At 64.8% G+C, this 19,749-nt stretch carries 18 protein-coding genes and 1 pseudogene; 9 read left to right on the forward strand and 10 right to left on the reverse strand.

Features of this window, described 5'->3' with window-relative positions; all coding sequences use genetic code 11:
* The first annotated feature begins 2 nt into the window (after positions 1–2).
* From ABIG06_RS35710 to ABIG06_RS35750, 9 genes and pseudogenes are all read left to right on the forward strand, one after another.
* On the forward strand, positions 3–1,772 hold the full coding sequence (locus ABIG06_RS35710; RefSeq protein WP_370140359.1) for an ABC transporter permease subunit: 1,770 nt from the start codon (positions 3–5) through the stop codon (positions 1,770–1,772).
* On the forward strand, positions 1,759–2,466 hold the full coding sequence (locus ABIG06_RS35715; protein ID WP_370140360.1) for an ABC transporter ATP-binding protein: 708 nt from the start codon (positions 1,759–1,761) through the stop codon (positions 2,464–2,466). Before ABIG06_RS35710 ends, ABIG06_RS35715 begins: the two co-directional genes overlap by 14 nt.
* A gap of 32 nt (positions 2,467–2,498) precedes the next feature.
* Positions 2,499–3,731: an ABC transporter substrate-binding protein gene (locus ABIG06_RS35720; RefSeq protein WP_370140361.1), complete on the forward strand. Its 1,233-nt coding sequence runs from the start codon at positions 2,499–2,501 to the stop codon at positions 3,729–3,731.
* 30 nt (positions 3,732–3,761) lie between these two features.
* The gene (locus ABIG06_RS35725; protein ID WP_370140362.1) at positions 3,762–4,988 is read left to right on the forward strand and encodes an ABC transporter substrate-binding protein; all 1,227 of its coding nucleotides are present in this window, start codon (positions 3,762–3,764) and stop codon (positions 4,986–4,988) included.
* 41 nt (positions 4,989–5,029) lie between these two features.
* Entirely contained in the window at positions 5,030–5,410 is a 381-nt protein-coding gene (locus ABIG06_RS35730) for a carboxymuconolactone decarboxylase family protein (RefSeq protein WP_008557226.1), read from the forward strand.
* A gap of 17 nt (positions 5,411–5,427) precedes the next feature.
* Positions 5,428–6,198: an SDR family oxidoreductase gene (locus ABIG06_RS35735; protein ID WP_370140363.1), complete on the forward strand. Its 771-nt coding sequence runs from the start codon at positions 5,428–5,430 to the stop codon at positions 6,196–6,198.
* A 24-nt stretch (positions 6,199–6,222) separates the two neighbouring features.
* Positions 6,223–6,963 carry an SDR family oxidoreductase gene (locus tag ABIG06_RS35740; protein WP_370140364.1) on the forward strand — a complete coding sequence of 247 codons (741 nt, stop codon included), beginning with the start codon at positions 6,223–6,225 and terminating at the stop codon, positions 6,961–6,963.
* Between the two features lie 24 nt (positions 6,964–6,987).
* Positions 6,988–7,704, forward strand: coding sequence for a GntR family transcriptional regulator (locus tag ABIG06_RS35745; RefSeq protein ID WP_370140365.1), 717 nt, complete (start codon positions 6,988–6,990; stop codon positions 7,702–7,704).
* 24 nt (positions 7,705–7,728) lie between these two features.
* Positions 7,729–8,704 (forward strand): annotated as a pseudogene (locus tag ABIG06_RS35750) (tripartite tricarboxylate transporter substrate-binding protein).
* A 605-nt stretch (positions 8,705–9,309) separates the two neighbouring features.
* On the opposite strand, the gene ABIG06_RS35755 reads toward ABIG06_RS35750, so the two are convergent.
* From ABIG06_RS35755 to ABIG06_RS35800, 10 genes are all read right to left on the reverse strand, one after another.
* Positions 9,310–10,506, reverse strand: a complete 1,197-nt coding sequence (locus ABIG06_RS35755; RefSeq protein WP_370140367.1) for an NADH:flavin oxidoreductase/NADH oxidase — start codon at positions 10,504–10,506, stop codon at positions 9,310–9,312.
* Between the two features lie 27 nt (positions 10,507–10,533).
* On the reverse strand, positions 10,534–11,571 hold the full coding sequence (locus ABIG06_RS35760; protein ID WP_271529203.1) for a LacI family DNA-binding transcriptional regulator: 1,038 nt from the start codon (positions 11,569–11,571) through the stop codon (positions 10,534–10,536).
* A gap of 117 nt (positions 11,572–11,688) precedes the next feature.
* Positions 11,689–12,576: an MBL fold metallo-hydrolase gene (locus ABIG06_RS35765; RefSeq protein WP_370140368.1), complete on the reverse strand. Its 888-nt coding sequence runs from the start codon at positions 12,574–12,576 to the stop codon at positions 11,689–11,691.
* The gene (locus tag ABIG06_RS35770; RefSeq protein ID WP_370140369.1) at positions 12,573–13,397 is read right to left on the reverse strand and encodes an aspartate/glutamate racemase family protein; all 825 of its coding nucleotides are present in this window, start codon (positions 13,395–13,397) and stop codon (positions 12,573–12,575) included. Before ABIG06_RS35770 ends, ABIG06_RS35765 begins: the two co-directional genes overlap by 4 nt.
* Positions 13,394–14,767, reverse strand: coding sequence for an MmgE/PrpD family protein (locus ABIG06_RS35775; protein WP_370140370.1), 1,374 nt, complete (start codon positions 14,765–14,767; stop codon positions 13,394–13,396). Before ABIG06_RS35775 ends, ABIG06_RS35770 begins: the two co-directional genes overlap by 4 nt.
* Positions 14,768–14,777: 10 nt before the next feature.
* Positions 14,778–15,980: an acyl-CoA dehydrogenase family protein gene (locus tag ABIG06_RS35780; RefSeq protein WP_370140371.1), complete on the reverse strand. Its 1,203-nt coding sequence runs from the start codon at positions 15,978–15,980 to the stop codon at positions 14,778–14,780.
* 11 nt (positions 15,981–15,991) lie between these two features.
* Positions 15,992–16,927 (reverse strand): hydroxymethylglutaryl-CoA lyase, encoded by a 936-nt coding sequence (locus ABIG06_RS35785; RefSeq protein WP_370140372.1) that lies wholly within the window; start codon positions 16,925–16,927, stop codon positions 15,992–15,994.
* A gap of 13 nt (positions 16,928–16,940) precedes the next feature.
* Positions 16,941–17,735, reverse strand: coding sequence for an enoyl-CoA hydratase/isomerase family protein (locus ABIG06_RS35790; protein WP_370140373.1), 795 nt, complete (start codon positions 17,733–17,735; stop codon positions 16,941–16,943).
* Positions 17,725–18,891, reverse strand: a complete 1,167-nt coding sequence (locus tag ABIG06_RS35795) for a CaiB/BaiF CoA transferase family protein (RefSeq protein ID WP_370140374.1) — start codon at positions 18,889–18,891, stop codon at positions 17,725–17,727. The genes ABIG06_RS35790 and ABIG06_RS35795 overlap by 11 nt, the downstream gene beginning before the upstream one ends.
* Positions 18,892–18,949: 58 nt before the next feature.
* Positions 18,950–19,735 carry an SDR family NAD(P)-dependent oxidoreductase gene (locus ABIG06_RS35800; protein ID WP_370140375.1) on the reverse strand — a complete coding sequence of 262 codons (786 nt, stop codon included), beginning with the start codon at positions 19,733–19,735 and terminating at the stop codon, positions 18,950–18,952.
* Positions 19,736–19,749: the final 14 nt, after the last annotated feature.

Raw genomic sequence — 19,749 nt, forward strand, 5'->3', positions numbered from 1 at the left:
CCATGCGGATCCGATCCTTTCTGCCTCCCCTGCTTTTCACCCTCGCTTATGCCGCGCTCTCGCTCGGCGTCACCAATTCCTACTACCAGCTCATCCTCACGCTGGTGCCGGTGTGGGCGGTGTTCGGCCTGTCATGGAACCTGCTCAGCGGCTATACCGGGCTGATCTCGTTCGGCCACGCCGCCTTCTTCGGCATCGGCGCCTATGCGACCGCGCTCGGCCAGATCTACTTCGATATCTCCCCGTGGCTGCTGATCCCCGTCGCCGCCGTGCTTGGCGGCATCGCCGGGCTCCTGATCGGGTTTCCGACCTTCCGCCTGCAGGGCCATTACTTCGCCCTGGCGATGCTCGCCTACCCGCTCGCCATCCTCTACGTGTTCGAGTGGCTCGGTTTCCAGGAGGTGACGCTTCCGATCAAGCGAGATGCGCCGATCGCCTACATGCAGTTCGCCGATCCGCACGTCTATACGCTGCTGGGGCTTGCGATCATGCTGGCCACGATCGTGCTGACGCAGGTGATCGAGCGCTCCCGCTTCGGCATGGCACTGCTCGCGATCAAGCAGAACGAGGCGGCGGCCGAGGCGGCCGGGATCAATACGCTCGCCTGGAAGCTGCGCGCGATCACGCTGAGCGGGGCCATTGCCGCGGCGATCGGCGGGTTTTACGCGCAGGTGTTGTTGGTCGTGACGCCGCAATCGGTGTTCGGCATGCTGGTATCGGCGCAGGCGCTGACGGTCGCGATGTTCGGCGGCGTCGGCACGGTCTGGGGTCCGGTGATCGGTTCGGTGATCCTGATCCCGCTCGCCGAGATTCTGCACGCCGAAGCCGGGGCGCGCTTCCCGGGCATCCAGGGCGTGATCTTCGGCTTCGCCATCGTCTGCGTCATCCTGCTGGCGCCGGAGGGGCTGTTCTGGAAACTGCGCGATCTCCTGCGCAAGCGGGTCGCAACCAAGGCGGCTGCAACTGACGCGGCGGAAACATCGGCCCCCAACGTCACGGCACTGAAGCCGGCCGCGCGCAAGCGCGCCGCCACCGGCGAAGTCATGCTGGAGGTGAAGAACCTCTCGCGCGCCTTCGGCGGGCTCAAGGCGGTGCAGAATGTCAGCTTCAAGCTGCACCAGAACGAGATCCTGGGCATCATCGGCCCCAATGGTGCCGGCAAGACCACGCTGTTCAACCTCCTCAACGGCTTCCTGAAACCGAGCGAGGGCGAGGTCTTGATCGATGGCCGCAACATGTCCGGCCAACGGCCGCACGTGATCTGCGAGGCCGGCATCGGCCGCACCTTCCAGGTGATGCGACCATTCCTGCGCATGTCGATCCTCGACAACGTCGTGGTCGGTGCCTATGTGCGCGCGCGTTCCGACGACGAAGCCCGCAAGCTTGCCGCCGATGCAGTTGCCCGTGTCGGGCTCTCTGCCGTCGCCGACCGCCTCGCCGGCGAGCTTTCGACCAAGGAGCTGCGGCTGATGGAGCTTGCCCGCGCCATCGCCGGCCAACCGCGCATCCTGCTGCTCGACGAGACCCTCGCGGGCCTCGGCCACGGCGAGGCGGACGAGGTCGTCGCCGTGATCCAGCAGCTCGCGCGCGACGGCATGACCATCGCGATCATCGAGCACACGATGCAGGCGATGGTTCGGCTGGTCGACAGGTTCCTCGTGCTCGACCACGGCGCCGTCATCACCGAAGGCCTGCCGGAGGTGGTGACGCGAGACAACCGCGTGATCGAGGCCTATCTCGGCAAGAAATGGGTGGGCCATGCTGCGAATTGAGGGATTGAGCGCGGGCTATTCGGCCAAACCCGTCCTGAACGACATCTCGATCAATGTCGGCGCCGGCCAGTTCGTCGCGATCGTCGGACCCAACGGCGCCGGCAAGACCACTCTGTTCAAGACGATCTCCGGCATCGTGAGGCCGAGCGGCGGCGCCATCACCTTCGACGGCGTCGACCTCCTCGCCGTGCCGCCGCCGCAGCGTGCCCATCTCGGTATCGCCCACGTCCCCGAGGGCCGCCAGGTCTTTCCCTCGCTGACCGTGATGGAGAACCTGGAAATGGGCGCGATGACCGAGAGCGGCCGGCGCGACTGGCAGAGCAACATCGAGCGCATCTTCGAATGGCTGCCGGTCCTGAAGGAGCGCCGCAACCAGTTCGCGGGCACGATGTCCGGCGGCCAGCAGCAGATGCTCGCGATCGGCCGCGGCCTCGCCTCCTCGCCGAAGCTGTTGATGCTCGACGAGCCTTCGATGGGGCTGGCGCCCTCAACCGCCGACTTCATCTTCGATCGGCTGATCGAGATTCGCCGCCACTCCGGGCTGACCATGCTGCTGGTCGAGCAGCGCGTGGCGGAAGCGCTGGAATCCGCCGACCACGGCTACGTCCTCGAAGCCGGGCATGTCGTGCTCGAAGGCAACAACGACACGCTGCGCGCAGACGATCGCGTGCGCAAGGCCTATCTCGGCATGTGACGACAAGAACAAGCACAAGGGAGCAAACAGAAATGAACAAGACGTCGAAGGGTCTCTCGCGACGGACCGTGCTGTCCGGCGCTGCCGCCGTGGGCCTTGCCGGCGTGGCGCGCGCGCAGACACCGGCCGAGATCAAGGTCGGGCTGATCGTGCCGCTGTCGGGCATCTACACCCGCCCCGGCCAGGTGATGAAGATGGGCGCCGAGATGGGCATCGAGCACATCAATGCGCAGGGCGGCATCAAGGCGCTCGGCGGCGCCAAGCTGAAGCTGGTCGTGATCGACTGCGGCGACACCACCGAGAAGGCCAAGAACGCGGCGCAGCGCATGGTGGCGCAGGAGCCTGACCTCGTCGCGGCAACCGGCGCCTATCTCTCCTCGTTCACGCTGGCGGTCACCGAGGTGACCGAGCGCGCCGAACTGCCGGTGCTGACGCTGTCCTATTCGGACCTTCTGACCGACCGCGGCTTCAAATACATCTTCCAGACCGCCGCCACCGCGAGCCGCCAGTCCGAGCTCGGCCTGCCGACGCTGATGAAGCTCGCCGAGAATGCCTCCGGCAAGAAGCCGAAGACCGTGGCGATGCTGATGGACAACACCGCGACCTCAGTCGCGACCGCCAAGGCACTGAAGGAAAAGCTGTTCGCGCAGGAAGGCCTCCAGCTCGTCGTCGAGGAGGTCTGGACCCCGCCGCTGTCGGACGCGACGCCGCTGATTCAGAAGGTTCGCTCGGCCAAGCCCGATCTGCTGCTGTTCATGCCGAATGCGGTGTCGGACGCCAAGCTCGGCCTCGAGAAGATCAGCGAGTTCGGCCTCGGCCAGGGCAAGATCCCGACGGTGTCCTTCAGCATCACCATCGCCGAGCCGGACATGCTCCAGAGCGTGAGTCCGGAGACCGTTCAGGGCATCATGACCATCGTCGCCAACTGGGGCTCGAAGGGCCACGAGGCGCTGATCGCCGAGCTCAAGGCCAAATACAAGGAGCCCTGGATGACGCAGAACGTCATCTCGACCTACGGCGACATGTGGCTGATGAAGGAAGCGCTGGAGAAGGCCGGCAAGGCCGACCGCAATGCAGTCGCGCAGGCCTTCCGCACCATGGATGCCGGCCTCTCGAAATATTATCCGGGCGGCCAGCTCAAGTTCGACGAGAAGGGCCGCAGGGTCGGCGCTGGCGTCGTCATCGTGCAATGGCAATCGGGCGTGCCAGTCACCGTCTATCCGCCCGAGCTCGCGCAGGCGCAGCCGTTCTGGCCGAAGAAATAGCATCGCGCATTTTCAGGGAGGAGGATTGTCATGAGCAAATTCACGATAAGTCGTCGAACATTGCTTGCCGGCGCGTCCGGCACGCTGATCGCATCCCGCGCCTGGGCCCAGCAGCCTTCCGAGGTGAAGGTCGGCCTCTTGGTGCCGATCTCCGGCATCTACGCCCGTCCGGGAACGGTGATGCGGCAGGGCGCCGAGATGGCGGTGGAGCACATCAACGCGCAAGGCGGCATCAAGGCGCTCGGCGGCGCCAAGCTGAAGCTCGTCGTGCTGGATTCCGGGGACACCACCGAGAAGGCCAAGAACGCGGCCCAGCGCATGGTGGCGCAGGAGAGCGACCTGGTCGCGGCCAGCGGCGCCTATTTGTCGTCCTTCACGCTCGCGGTGACCGAGGTCACGGAGCGGGCCAACCTGCCCGTCCTCACCCTCTCCTACTCCGACCTGATCACGGATCGCGGCTTCAAATACGTGTTCCAGACCTCGGCCACGGCAGGCTCGCAGGCCCGTCAGGCCTTGCCGCAAATCATCAAGCTGGCCGAGACGGCATCGGGCAAGCGGCCGAAGACGGTCGCGATCCTCACCGACAACACGGCCGCGTCGATCGCCTCGGCGAAATCGATGCGCGAGGGCCTGCTGGCAGAGAACCAGCTGCAGCTGATCGTGGACGAGACGTTCACCCCGCCGCTGGCGGACGCGACATCGCTCGTTCAGAAGATCCGCTCGGCCAAGCCCGATCTGCTCTTCTTCCTGCCGACGGTGATCTCCGACGCCAAGCTGCTGCTCGAGAAGATGAACGAGTTCGGCCTCGGCCAGGGCAAGGTGCCGACGATCTCGTTCGGCATCGCCATCGCCGAACCGGACATGCTGCAGACCGTGAGCCCTGAACTGCTCCAGGGCGTCTTGACCTGCGTTGCGAGCTGGGGTGCCAAGGGTCACGAGGCGCTGATCGCCGAGTTGAAGACCCGCTACAAGGAGCCGTGGATGACGCAGAACGCGATCTCCACCTATGGCGACATGTGGGTGATCAAGGACGCGCTGGAGAAGGCCGGCAAGGCCGACAGCGTCGCCGTCGGCGCAGCGCTGCGCACCATGGATGCGGGCCCCTCGAAATATTACCCGCTGGGCGAGATCAAGTTCGACGAGAAAGGCCGCCGCGTCGGCGCCGGCATGACCATCGTGCAGTGGCAATCCGGCGTGCCGGTGACGGTGTTTCCGCCCGAACTCGCGATGGCGAAGCCGTTCTGGCCGAAGAGTTAAGGTGAGCCCTGATACCGCCCGAAAGAGAAACGGAGAACAGAATGGACAAGGCGACCTACGACCGCGGTCTCGAAATCCGCAAAAGCGTGCTCGGCAATGAGTTCGTCGACAAGGCGATCGCATCCGCGGACGACTTCAACCGGCCGATGCAAGACCTCACCACGGAGTATTGCTGGGGCTACGTTTGGGGCCGCGAAGGCCTGACGCGGAAGACCCGCAGCTTCCTGAATCTGGCGATGCTCTGCGCGCTCAACCGGCCGCACGAGCTGAAGACCCACGTCCGCGGCGCGCTCGCCAACGGCGCAACCCGCGAGGAGATCCGCGAGGTCTTCATGCAGGTCGCGATCTACTGCGGCGTGCCAGCCGGCGTGGACGCGTTCCGGAACGCGAAGGAAGTCTTCGCCGAGCTCGACAAGAAATAACGGGGGCGCGGGCTGCGATGAAGGACAAATGGGCACTCGTGACCGGTGCGACGGCAGGCCTTGGCCTCGCCGTGGCCGAGGGCTTGGCCGGCGTGGGCGCAAATATTGTCCTTCATGATCTGGACGCGCCGAAGCAGGCCGCGGAGGACCTCCGTACTCGCTTCGGCGTCGAAGTGATCCCCACAGCGGCCGACCTGGCCCGGCGCGACGCCATCGAGACCATGATGGCCGCCCTGCTCGACCGCTGCGGCGCCATCGATGTTCTCATCAACAACGCGGTCATCAGACATTTCTCGGCAATCGAACAGTTTCCACCCGATCGCTGGGACCAGGCGCTCGCCGTGAACCTGTCGGCGCCCTTCCACCTGATCCGCCTTGCCCTGCCCGCCATGAAGCAGCGCGGCTGGGGCCGGATCGTCAACATGGGTTCGATCTATTCGAGCCGCGCCGTCGAGGACCGCATCGACTACGTCACCACGAAGACGGCAATCCTCGGCCTGACCCGCGCGGTGGCCATCGAGACTGCGCGCAGCGGCATCACCTGCAACACGCTCTGCCCCGGCACGCTGCCGACGCCGGCCATCCTGAACAAGATCGCGACGATCGCATCGAACAGCAATCGTCCGCTCGACGACGTCACCCGCGAATATCTCGTCGAGCGCCAGCCCACGCAGCGCTTCATCGGAATGGACGCCGTCGCGGCCATGGTCGTCTTCCTCTGCGGTCCCGCCGCAAATGACATCACCGGAGCCAGCCTGCCGATCGATGGCGGCTGGTCCATCGCATAATAACATCGGAATGGGAGTGCTGCGATGACTGAACAATCGGGCCAGACCGTCGTCCTGACCGGCGCTGCCGGCGGCATGGGACGTGCCATCACCAAGGCGCTGCTGGACAGCGGCCGCCGCGTCGTGCTCGTCGATCGCGACGCCAAGGCGCTTCAGGAGCTGGCGGTGACGGCTGGCGACGCCGTGTTTTCTATCCAGCTCGACGTCACCGATGCGAAGGCCGTGGATCGCCTGCCGGACGCCATTCCCGGCCAGTTCAGGCCTGTGGATGTCCTCATCAACAATGCCGGACATGACATCGGCGGACGGACCCGCTTCGACATCGGCTCCGCCGACGACTGGGCTAACATCATTCAGACCAACCTGATCGGCCTGATGCGCGTCACGCGTGCGATCCTCCCCGACATGGTCCAGCGCAATGCCGGCCATATCGTCAACATCAGCTCCATCAACGCCGTCCGTATTGTCCCGGATATGGCCGCCTACAGCACCAGCAAGGCGGGCGTGCACATGTTCACCGAGACCCTCAGGGGCGAGCTTGCAGACACCGCGATCCGGGTCACCGAACTCCAGCCCGGCCTGACGCGGACCAACATCATCCTGACCCGCTACCGTGGCGACAGGCAGAAGGAGAAGGACTATTTCGACCAGTTCAGGATGGCGCTCGAGCCGGCCGACATTGCCCGATCGATCGTATTCGCCCTGGACCAGCCCGCTCACGTTCAAATTGCCGAAATGATGATTCTGCCTGTAAACCGGTACTGACTTTTCCCGAACCAGGGCCCGGACATGGAAAGACGTAGCGATTTGCAGTCGACACTCCGCATCGAGGACGTTCCGACCGTCCGGGCGATGGTCGCGCAAAAGCTGCGCGAGGCGATCATGTCCGGGACGCTGAAGCCGGGCCAGCGTCTGGTCGAGCGCGAGCTCTGCGAGATGATGGGCGTCAGCCGCCCTTCGATCCGCGAAGCGCTTCGTGCGCTCGAGGCCGACGGGCTGGTCAATACCGTCCCCCATCGCGGTCCCGTGGTTTCCACGATCAGCCTCGAGGAGGCACGGCAGCTCTACGCGGCGCGTGCGGTCCTCGAAGGCTTCGCCGGCCGCGAATGCGCCAGGCTGCACGATCCGGAAGTCGCTCGCCGGATCGGGGAGGCCCTGACGCGACTGAAGGCAGCCGCGGCCAAGCAGGACCTCGTCGGCTGTCTCGAAGCCAAAACCGACTTTTACGCCGCGCTGATCGGCGGTTGCCGCAACGCCTTCATCGAACGCGCGCTCAAGCCGCTGCACGACCGCATCCAGCTGCTGCGGATCACCTCGATGTCGCAACCGAAGCGGATCAACAAGAGCCTGCGCGAGGTCACCGCCATCTGGCGCGCAATCCAGAGCGGCGATGCGGACCTCGCCGAGCGCTGCTGCGTGGACCACATCAATGCGGCTGCGGTGGCCGCGCTCGACATGATCGAAAAATCGTCCGCGGCCAAGGAGGCGGCGCCTTCCGAGGACTAGAACAATGCCGCCAGGGAGTGTTCGATGCCGTATCTCGTACGATCGCTGTTCCTGTTTTTCCTGCTCACTCCTTGCAGCGCCGCGATCGCGGAGGACTATCCGAACCGCCCGATCACGATGGTGGTGCCCTTCTCCGCCGGCGGGCCTGGCGACGTCATCGCACGCATCCTCGGCAACGCGATGAGCACGACGCTGAAGCAATCCATCGTCATCGAAAACGTCGTCGGCGCCGGCGGCACGCTCGGCACAAACCGCGTCGCCAAGGCCGCTCCTGACGGCTACACGCTGCTGCTGATGCATGTCGGCCAAGCCACGGCGCCAGCGCTGTACGCAAAGCTGCCGTTCGACCCCGTCGGCGACTTCGCCCCGATCGGCCTCGTCACCGACGTCCCGATGATCCTGGTGGCCCGGCCGAACTTTCGCGGCCAAGGACTTGAGCGAGATGATCGCGCGCATCCGCGGCGAAGGTGACAAGATGACCTTCGGCAATGTCGGGCTGGGCTCGGCTTCACAGCTCTGCGGCCTGATGTTCATGAGCGCCACCCATACGAAACTCACGCCGATCTACTACAAGGGCGGCGGGCCGGCGCTGAACGATGTGATCGCTGGTCACATCGACGTCTATTGCGATCCCGCGACCGGACCGACGCCGTACATCCAGTCGATGACGATCAAGGGCTATGCCATCACCAGCAAGACGCGGATCGCGACCTTGCCCGACGTGCCGACCTCGGCCGAAGCCGGGGTTCCCGAATTCGACGTCACGACCTGGTACGGCCTCTACGCGCCGCGCGGCACGCCCAAGCCAGTCCTCGACCGCCTTGTTGGTGCGTTGCAGGCCGCGCTGAGGGACCCGGTCCTGGTCAACCGCTTTGCCGAACTCAGCATGGCTCCGGTCGAGCCCGAGCGCGCGACGCCGGATGCCCTCGAAGGCTTCTTGAAAGCCGAGATCGGCAAATGGGGACGGATCGTCAAAGCGGCCGGTATCGACCCGCAGTAGACCGCCAGCGGCGGAGAGGCGTCCTGTCAGGCCGTGCTTCGACGCAGGCAGGAGGACCGCATTTCGCGCCTTCTATGCTGTCGTGAAGCGTACCCCATCGTGGACAATCGTAGTTTGGCGAGAAAATCGTGCGATTCGTAGCGGGGAAGCGACTCCAACCCCCGACGCCGGTTTTGGTTTTTTCTCACTGCAGCTCACGTGACATCTCGGGATAGACCGACGCTGAGCCCTGCTCGCGAGACTATGCCCAGCCTGCGCACCGCACCCGCTCCCCTCTCGTCAACGCTTTCCGGACATCGCGCGCAGGTCCAACGAAGGACCACCTTACGCTTGCCTCCGACGGATTTTTCTTGATCTCCCGGTGCACATGTCGTGCACACACCGGTCTCTAAGCGATTGAATTACCGTAACTCTCGTTCCAATCCATCATGAGGAAGTTTGAGCTAGGTCCAGCTAGCGGTAGCCACTCGGGTCAAACATCCGCGCGTCCAAATCTACGATCCCCATGTAGGCCAGGTGGCGGAGGGAGTGTCGGTCAATTCTTATCGAACAATCAGGGAAATGTCATTCACGCGCGGCTTGCGCCTCCGTGCGTGCGGTGAATTTCACCGCCGGCGCGTGACCACGCCTGTCGGCGTGGCAAAGCCTTCCAGAGTCCCGATCCGCTTCTCCAGCCACCAGCCGAACTCGGGCGACCAGTCCTCGAAGCGGGCATTGATGCCGAGGTCATGTGCCCAATGGTGGGCGATGTTTGGATTGAACTGAGACTGCCGGCCAACGGCGATAAGATCAGCCTGGCCCTTTGCCAGGATCGCCTCGGCCTGCTGGGCCTCGAGAATGATGCCGACCGCCATGGTGGGAATGTCGGCTTCCTTTCGGACCCGCTCGGCAAATGGCACCTGGAATCCGAGGCTGCGCGGCACCTGGGCCGCGGTGGCGGCTCCGGAGATCCCGCCCGAGGAGCAATCGATCACGTCGACACCGCGCTGCTTCAGTTCGCGCGCGAAGACGACGGTGTCGTCCATGTTCCAGCCCTCGACGGTCCCGTCGACGGATGAGACGCGAACGAACAGCGGCATCGTATCCGGCATTTCGCGGCGCACGGCCTCGACGATCTCGAGCGGCAGGCGCATCCGCCCGGCCCGGTCGCCGCCATATTCGTCAGTGCGCGTGTTGGAGACCGGCGACAGGAACGAGGCCAGCAGATAACCGTGCGCGGTGTGGATTTCGATGGTGTCGAACCCGGCGGCAACCGCCCGCCTTGCCGCAGCCGCCCACGTGCCGACCATTTTCTTGCACTCGGCCGTGGTCAGTGCTCGCGGAGTAAGCCATCCCTTGGCGACCGGCTCGGCCGTCGGCCCGACAGGCTGCCAGCTCTTGGCGCCGGCTTTCAGATTCTCCTCGGTCAGCGGTCCCATGCCCTGCATGGCGCTCTGAATCGAGGCCTTGCGACCGGCGTGACCGATCTGGATGCCGATCGCCGTGCCCTGGCGCTTCATGAACGCAATCAGCGGCTTGAAGCTCTCGGCCTGTTCGTCGTTCCAGATGCCGAGGTCGTTCTCATTGTTCAACCCCGCTTCTTCGACCGCCGTCACCTCGACAAAGACGAGGCCGAAGCCGCCCAGCGCGTAGCGGCCGAGATGGACGAGATGAAACGCGCCGCAGGTATGGCCGGGCTCGCAGCGGTAGTGGACCATCGGAGGCACCACGAGGCGATTCTTCAGCGTCAGCCCGCGGATCGAAAAGGGCTGGAACAGCAACGGCCGAGCCGCGCCGCCGCCATTGGTCACTCCGTCAGTCATTCCGATGCCTCCCTGCAAACCATATTCTTATTTGTTGTTGTCGCGTTTCGGTGGTCCCACCGATGCACGCGGGATGAATTCATTCGGCACGAGAACGCTGCGCGCTTCATGCGAGTTGCCATTTCGAATCCGGTCGAGCAGCATGCCGGCGGCAATCCGGCCGACCTCCGCCTGATCCCACCCGATCACGGCAATCGGCGGCGAGAACAACTCGGCCAGTTCGGAATGACCTGACGCGACCACCGAGACGTCTTCCGGTATCCTCAGGTTGCGCCCCCGTATGGCGCGCAGCACGCCCGACAACATGTCGAGACCGCCGGAAATGATGGCCGTCGGCGGATTGCGCTGGCCGAGCATCGCCGAGGTGAAACGGAATCCCGCGCCGGGCAGAAAGCTTCCGACATGAAGCAGCGACGGATCAGGCTCCAGTCCGCGCGCAGCGTAGGCCTCGTGATAGCCGCGGACGCGTTCGCGCGCGGGGTAAAGGCCGCGCTCGCCGGTGATCAGGGCGATGCGGCGGTGTCCGAGGTCCAGCAAATGGCCGACGGCAAGACGCATGCCTTCGGCGTGATCGGCCATCACGGCATCCGCCCAGGTCGTCTGATCGCGATCGATCAATACGATGGGAATATCGAGGTCGCGAAGGAACGCTTCAAAATCGCCGGAGATCGCCGTGTACGGCCCCATCATCACGCCATCGGCCTGCCGCCGCGACAGACGGCTGAGCAACTCCCGCTCGCGCTCCATGCGGCCTTCCGAATTGGAGATGACGAGCGAAAAGCCCACTTCGTCGAGCACGTCATGGGCGGCCTTGACGAACCCGGCGAGCTGCGGGATGTTGATCTCGCGCAGGATGCAGCCGATCGTATGGGTCGACCCCATGCGCATGCTGCGAGCCACCGCGTTCGGCGAATAGCCGAGATCGTCGATCGCCTTCTGGACCTTGCGACGTATTTCCGGGCGAACGGTAGCGTTGCCATTGAGGACGCGCGACACCGTGCCGGTGGAAACCCCGGCAGCGGTCGCCACGTCGTGAATCGTCAGCTTGCTTCCGCGACTTGTCATCCGCCGTCCGCCATTGATCGCCTGTCGTTGACCATCGTTGTTCGATTCTAGCGTATGATACACGGAATTGAATCCTGGATGGTTATCCGAAGGTCTAGGCTATGACGGGCGCGCCGTTCAGACCTCAAAGGCCCATTGTTCTGCGACCAAACCGTACTTTCCCCCCTCGCGGCGCATGTGGCCGAAGCCCGGAAAATGCAGGTGCATGCCGCCGACCAGCATGTCGTCGGTCACCACCATGTCGAAAATCATCTGCCGCGCGACCGCGGCGGCTTCGGGGTCGGTGTCGAACTCCATCGTCACTTCGGGACGCGTCACCTGGATTTCGGGCACATGGACCGTATCGCCCCAGATCACCATCGAGCTGCCGCCCGACGAGACGACATAGGCGGTGTGGCCGGGCGTATGGCCGGGGATCGGGATCGCCGTCACGCCGGGCAGCACTTCGCCCTTCTTGAAGGTACGGACGCGGTCGGCCGCCATGTAGGGTTTGATCTGGGTGCGTCCGGCTTCGAAATATCGACGGCGGGGACGCTCGGTTGCCTTGGCCATCGCCTCGTCGTTGAACCAGTGATTGATCTCGTTTTCGTGCACGATGACTTCGGCATTCCGAAACAGCCGCTGTCCCGTCGCCACATCCGTCAGGCCGTTGGAATGGTCGGGATGAACATGGGTCAGGAGGACCCCGTCCACCGAGTCCGGATCAATGCCTGCGGACGCGAGATTGGCCGGCAGCCGACCGCAGGCCGGCCCCATCAGGTCGGCAGAGCCGCAGTCGACGAGATAGGTGCGGCCACCGACGCGCAAGGCAAAGGCGTTGACCGAAATGCGCGGCGGAGACGTGCGATGATCGCGCGCCAGGATGGCCTTGGTCTCGTCCTCCGGAATATTTCGGAAGATCGTATACCCCATATCGACGTAGCCGTCGCTGAGGCCGGTGACCAGCACGTCACCGAGCCGGCGATGATAGACACCTGGAACCTGGGTCGCGGACAGATTGCTCATCGGGCTTCCTCTCGAAAAAATCTTGCAACGAGCGCGGGATCGTCGCGACGATGGTGCCAGCTGCGGCCGACGCGAAGGCCGGTCTTCGACCAGAGCCTGATCTGCATCAGCGCGTAGGCCCAGGTAACCGCGAAGACGTCCATCACGGGGGCGCCGGCAATCTCGCGGACACCGTGACGGACAAGGAGTTCGGCCAGCACGCCCTCGGCCGGAATGATCACGTCGGCTCCGCGCCCCACCAGGCGCCCGGCCACGGCCGTGAAGTTGGCGATGACCGGGGCCGGATCGACGTAGGCGCGCGCCAACGCCGGCTCGTCGAGCGCCGGGTCCATCGAAGCGACCTCGAGCACGCGAGCGGCGAGCTTGTGCTTGTCTACCGCGACCTTCGTCATCCACTGCACGGCGGGCGCATTGGAGACCAGCGCCACGTGGCTGCCGAGCGAGCAGCCGACCAGCAACCCGCTTTCCGTGAGCGAGGCGACCGGGATATCGACCGCGGAGCGGATCTCGCGCAGGAACGGCTCGCTGAACGAGCCGATGACGAAGGCGTCGTAACCCTGCTTCTCGGCCTCAATCGCGTAGTCGATGACCCGATCGAGAATCCGGTGATAGGCAAAGGCATTGCCGAGTACCGCCGTTGCCGAGGCACCGCCATACGAGCCGGCCGGGAGCCCGTGGACGACGACCTTTGCGTCATCGCCAAGGATCTCCGCCGCGTGGGCTTGCAGTGCCCGCTTGTAGACATCGAAGTGGTCGAGCTCGTTGACCGACTGATGCCAGATACGCGGCACTGCTGCCTTGTTCGCCGTCGCGTCCGTCATGCGTCGACCCGATCGGCTGTCAGGCGCAGCGAGCGGATCGAGTCGAGCTCCTCCAGATTCCAGAGTTGCTCGAACAGATCAGCGGCTTGCCCACGCTCGAAAACCCGCGTCGCGCAATCGATGAATTTTTCCTTCAGCTCCTCGCGCGACAGCGGCTGCTGCCAGCTGCCCTTGGCGTAAACCACGGGATCGTGCTGCAACACCTCGCCGGACGCGAGCACGACGCTGACCTGGTCGGACGGAGCAAAAGGCTGATCCCCCGCCATAATCTCATTGGTCGTCGTGCAGTGGACTTTCGCAAATGTTGCACCGACATCCGGCCGCGACACAAACTCGTCCGTCAGCTCGGAAAGGCTGACCCGTCCGGCGATTAGCGCCGAAGCCATGGCGAATTCCATGCTGAATTTGGCCTCGAGGCCGGTCTGCGGATTTGTGTTGCGCAGCATCAGCTTCTGCGTGGTGCCGGTGTGGACACGAATTTCCCGCACGTCATCCGGCTTCAGCTTGTGCCGGTTCACCAGACCCAGCATCGCATCGATCGAACGATGGGTCGCATAGCAGGTCGGATACCGCTTCACACAGACGCCGAGCTCCGCCAGGCGCCAGTTCCTGCCGATGTCGATCGTACCGTTCTCGATATTGGGAGCGCCCGACGGCGAATGAGCGCGAAGAAAGCCGGTGCGGTGCTCCAGAACGTCGAGAGATCCGGTGAACCCCTGGTCGGCCAAGCGCGCCGCGAGCACGCCCGACTGCGCGGTCCGGCCGGCATGCAGCGACTTGGTCATGGTGCCAAAATTGGCGACGAGCCCGGCCGCGAGCGAAGCGGCAATGGCAATGGCGTGCGCCGTCTTCTCGCTGTCGAGTTTGCGCAGCCGCGCGCAGGCCGCGGCCGTGGCGAGCGTGCCCATGATCGCCGTCGGATGGAAGCCGCGCTCATGCAGATGGCCCGGCTCCAGCGCGAGGACCTGAGCCCATAGCTCGTATCCTGCGACATAGGCCGCAAGCGCTTCGCTGCCGTTCGCGCCCAGCGACCAGCCCTCCGCCAGGATCGCAGGCACAAGCACCGCGCTCGGATGGCCGGCGATCGCGACGTCATCATAGTCGAGCACATGCGCTGCAACGCCGTTGACGAGCGCGGCGTCGGGGGCCGCCAGATTCCGGCCCGACGGAATTTCCGGCGCCCCGTCGTTTTGCGTCGAGGTGGCAAGCATCGCCGACACGATGCGGACCGGCTGTTCCCGCGCGCCGGCGATCATGACCCCGACGCAATCGATGATGCCTGTCCGCGCGGCCTCCCGACACCTGTCGGGCAAATCGGAAGGCGCGAGGCCCGCAACGAAGTCGGCGGTCTGACGAGTGATATCCGGCATGGTCGTCTCCTCAGTAGGAACGGGGCAGACCGAGCACATGCTGCGCGACATAAGCCAGCACCATGTTGGTCGAGATCGGGGCGGTCTGATACAGGCGCACCTCGCGCCATTTGCGCTCGACGTCGTATTCCTGCGCAAACGCAAAGCCACCGTGAGTCTGGAAGGTCGTGTCGGCCGCTTTCCAGGTGGCTTCGGAGGCGAGCAGCTTGGCGATATTGGCGTCCGCACCGCAGGGTTGTCCCGCCTGGAACAACGCGGCGGCACGCCGACACATCATGTCGGCAGCTTCGAGCTCGGCATAGGCGCGCGCCAGCGGGAATTGGATGCCCTGGTTCTGGCCAATGGACCGGCCGAAGACACGCCGTTCGTTGGCATAGTCGACGCCCTTGTTCAGGAGCCACCGTCCGTCGCCGACGCATTCGGATGCCACCAAGATGCGCTCGGCGTTCATGCCATCGAGGATGTAGCGGAATCCCTTGCCTTCCTCGCCGATGAGGTTGGCGGCCGGAACCTTCAAATTCTCGATGAACACTTCAGTCGTGTTGTGGTTGACCATCGCCTTGATCGGGCGGATTTCGACGCCGTTGCCCTTGGCCTCGCGAAGGTCCACCAGGAAGACAGAGAGCCCTTCGGTGCGCCCCCTCACCTGGTCGATCGGCGTGGTGCGCGCCAGCAGGAGCATGAGATCGGAATGCAGCGCGCGCGACGTCCAGACCTTCTGGCCGTTGACGACATAGACATCGCCTTGACGCTCGGCGCGTGTCTTGAGCTGGGTGGTATCCGAACCCGTGTTGGGCTCGGTCACACCGAAGGCCTGGAGCCGCAACCGCCCCGCCGCGACCTCCGGCAGATAGGTCCGCTTCTGCAGCTCGCTGCCATGACGAAGCAACGTCCCCATGATGTACATTTGCGCATGCGCCGGACTGGCGCTGCAACCGTTGGCGTTGATCTCCTCGAGGATCACCGCCGCCGCGCGCAACGGCAGGCCCGAGCCGCCATATTCCTCCGGAATCAGCGCGCCGAGGAAACCCGCCTCCGTTAGCGCGGCGACGAATTCGGTCGGGTAGCCACTCCGGTCATCCAGCTTCCGCCAATATTCGCCGGGAAAGCCCTTGCAGATCTGCCGCACCGAGTTGCGCAGATCGGAAAAATCCTCACCCAGTGCAACGGTGACTTCCATGTCCGCCGCGTGAGATGCATCGTGATAGTTCATGTCGTATCCTTTCAAGCGGCGACGCTGGCCGAGACGCGGTACGTTTTGGGCAATCCGGCGCGCGCGATCGCGCCGGAGAATCGCTCGCCCGGCAGCCAGCTCTCGACCTCCCGTCGCAAGGCAACGAGCTTTTCGACGTCGGCTCCGGTATCGAAGCCGAGTTGTTCGAGCAGGAACACGGTGTCCTCGGTGTCGATGTTGCCGGTGGCGCCGGGCGCAAACGGACATCCGCCGAGTCCGGCGAGCGAAGCGTCGAACGCACGCACGCCGGCTTCCAGCGCGGCCGTCACGTTGGCGAGGCCGAGACCGCGCGTGTCGTGAAAATGGCATGCGACCGGCAACGGACGGACGGCAGCGATCACGGCCGCCATCAGCCTGCGGACCTGGCCGGGATCACCATAGCCGACGGTATCGGCGACGATGATCTCATCGGCCCCCATCCCGGCGAGCCGTTCGGCGATCTCGATCACCCGTGCTTCCGATACCGCCCCGGAGATGGTGCAGCCAAACGCGGTTGCGATTCCCGCACCAAGCCCGATCCGTGCGCCCGGATGCTGGTCGCGCGCTGCCGCGATACGCGCAAAGTCGATCAGGGACTCTTCGGTACTGCGGCGAACATTGGCCTGATTGTGCTCCTCGCTCGCCGACAGCACGTAGTTCACCGTCGGCACGCCAAGCGCGAACGCCCGCTCCGCACCCTTCAGGTTCGGCACCAGCACCGACGGCCGCAAGCCGGTCATCTCCAGTGCGCCGCGGGCGACCTCCTCCGCATCGGCAAATTGCGGAATGACCTTGGCCGGCACGAACGAAGTCACTTCGATGTCGCGAATGCCGGCGTCCACGGCCCCCTGGCACCAGGCGAGCTTGCGCGCAGTCGGCAGAATGCTCTTGACCATCTGGATGCCGTCTCGTGGTCCGACTTCGCGGACATGGGCTTTCTCGCGCATCGTGCGGTCTCCTCTATTTGCCCTGGAAGTTCGGCTTGCGGCGCTCGTTGAAGGCGAGCACGCCCTCGCGCCGGTCCGCCGTCGGAACCAGCCGGTTGTAGGCCTCGATCTCGAAGGCAAGACCATCGGCAAGCGACATCTGCAGACCGCGATGGATCGCCTGCTTGGCCTGGCGCACCGAGATCGGGCCATTGGCGGCAATGCGATGGGCGATCGCGAAGGTCGCCTCCAGCAATTCTCCCGGCGGCAGCACGCGGTTGACCAAGCCCCATTGCTCGGCTTCGGCGGCGGAAAACGGCATCCCGGAGAGGATCAGTTCCTTGGCGCGACGCTCACCGATGGCGCGCGCCAGATTTTGAGTGCCGCCACCGCCCGGCATGATGCCGAGCGTCACTTCGGTCAGAGCGAAGCGGGCATTGGTCGAGGCATAGACAAAATCGAGTGCCGCCGCGATCTCGCAGCCGCCGCCGTAAGCCGCGCCGTTGATCGCACCGATCACGGGAATCGGGCAGCCCAGCAGCGCGCGCAGCATGCGCTCGAACACGAGGTGCTGCGCCTGCCAGGCGTCGTCCGTCATGCCGTTGCGCTGTTTCAGGTCGCCGCCGGCGCAGAACGCCTTGTCGCCGTACCCCGTGAGGATCACGGCTCGCAGCCCCTCGATGTCGGTCGAGAACCCCTCGAACAGCGCGACCAGATCGAGGCCCATCTGGGTGTTCATGGCATTGGACGCTTCCGGCCGGTGCAGCGTCACCAGCAGGATGTTGCCGTCGCGGCGCTCGACTTTGATCGTCTGAAAATCACTTTGCATTGGCCGCCCCCTTGCTGGCGGGTATCCGATGGACGGCGTTGTGCTGACCGAGCGCTGGTGCCGCGGTCCGCGCGCGGGGCCGCGCACCGTCAAAGGCGAGCGGGATGCCGACGAGTTCGATATCGTCGTCTGAGCAGCGCACCATGATGTCGAGCGCCCGGGTTTGCGGATGCCGGGCAACCTGATCCGTGGTCAGGAGGGGGGCGTTCGGAACGCCGGCCGCATCCAGGATCTTTCCCAGCGCATCGGCCGAATAGCGGCGCACGGTCGACTGGATTTGCGGGATCAGCCGCTCGCGGTTGACGACCCGCGCCGCATTGGTTGCGAAGTCCGGATCGGAAGCAAGTGTCCCGAGGTTCAGCGCGCTGCACAGCTTGCGGAACAGGTTGTCGTTACCGGCGGCGATCATCAGCCAACCATCGGACGCCTCGAAGGCCTGATAGGGTGCGATTTCCGCCGTGCCCGACCCGTACGGCTTACGGACTTCGCCGGACGCCGCATAGCCGGCCAGCGGCGCCGTCATCCATGCGAGACCCGTCTCGTACAGCGAGGTCGCAACGCTGCGGCCTTGGCCGCCCTTGTTGCGCGCGACCAGCGCCGCCAGCATTCCGATCACCGCCCACATGCCGGAGCCCATGTCGACGAGGGAGACGCCGACCCGCACGGGCGGACGATCGCCCTCGCCGGTCACGCTCATGATGCCCGTGCTCGCTTGCGCGAGCGGGTCGTATCCCGGCTTGCTGGCGAGTGGCCCCGTGGCGCCAAAGGCGCCGATGTCGCACCAGATCAGCGACGGCTTGACGGCGCGCAGCGCGTCGGCCGTCAGACCGAACTTCTCCAATATCCCGGGCCGCAGATTCTGGATAACCGCATCGGCCTCGTTCAAGATCAGCGATCTCAGTCTCTCGCAGTCGTCGGGATCGCCGAAGTCGATTGCGATTCCCTCCTTCCCGCGATTGAGACTGTGGAACACGCTCGCCGTACCATTCCAGAACGGCGGTCCCCAGCCGCGCGCATAATCGCCGCTCTTGGGATTTTCGACCTTGATCACACGTGCGCCGAGATCGGCCAGAATGAGACCCGCATAGGGCGCGGCGACGCTGTGACCCAGTTCGACCACGCTAATGCCTGCGAGGGGTTTGTCGACGTCGGCCATCAGATTCTCCCAGTTGACGACACGGCCGCAGCCATGCCGGTCATCATCAAAACAACGCTCATCTTGCGAGAAATCCTCCGTCGACCGGCAATGTGACGCCGGTAATCATGCTTGCGGCTGGGCTGGACAGGAACAGAATGGCTGCAGCGACCTCCTCCGGCTCGGCCAACCGATGCATCGGCGTCGCCTCCATGACATGAGCCGCCTTCACGGGATCAGCTATCATGCCGGCGATGAAGTTCGTCCTGACATAGGTCGGCGCAACCGCATTGACGCGGATGCCATCGCCGACCCATTCGAGGGCAAGCGCGCGCGTCATGTTGACGACGCCGCCCTTGGTCGTTTGATAGGCCACGTTGGGATACAGTCCGCCCGACAATCCCATGATCGATGCCGTATTGACGATGGCTCCGGAGCGTCCGCGCATGGTGCGGGCCGCGACCCTCGCGCAGAGGAACATGCCCGTCAGGTTCACGGCGAGAACGCGATTCCAGCTGTCGACGGACAGCGTATCGGCCGCTTCGCGTACGGCGAGACCGGCATTGTTCACCAGGATATCGACCGGCCCGAGCGTGCCGACCACGCGGGAGAACGCTGCTTCGACGGCCGCCTCTTCGGAGACATCGGCTGTCACGGCCATCGCCTTACCATCGGCATGAACGATCTGCGCCCGGACAGCTTCGGCCTTTGCCGCATCGTGGTCGAGCACGGCCACCGAGGCCCCGGCTTCTGCGAGAAGCAACGCCGCAGCGCGCCCGATCCCGTCGCCGCCGCCCGTCACGACCGCGCACTTTTCCCGGACCAGAAACTGCTCCAGCGGCTTTGGCGCCCTGACTTCGGCCATTTCGTTCATCGCCT

The organism is Bradyrhizobium sp. USDA 326, assembly GCF_049739485.1.
Lineage (GTDB): Bacteria > Pseudomonadota > Alphaproteobacteria > Rhizobiales > Xanthobacteraceae > Bradyrhizobium.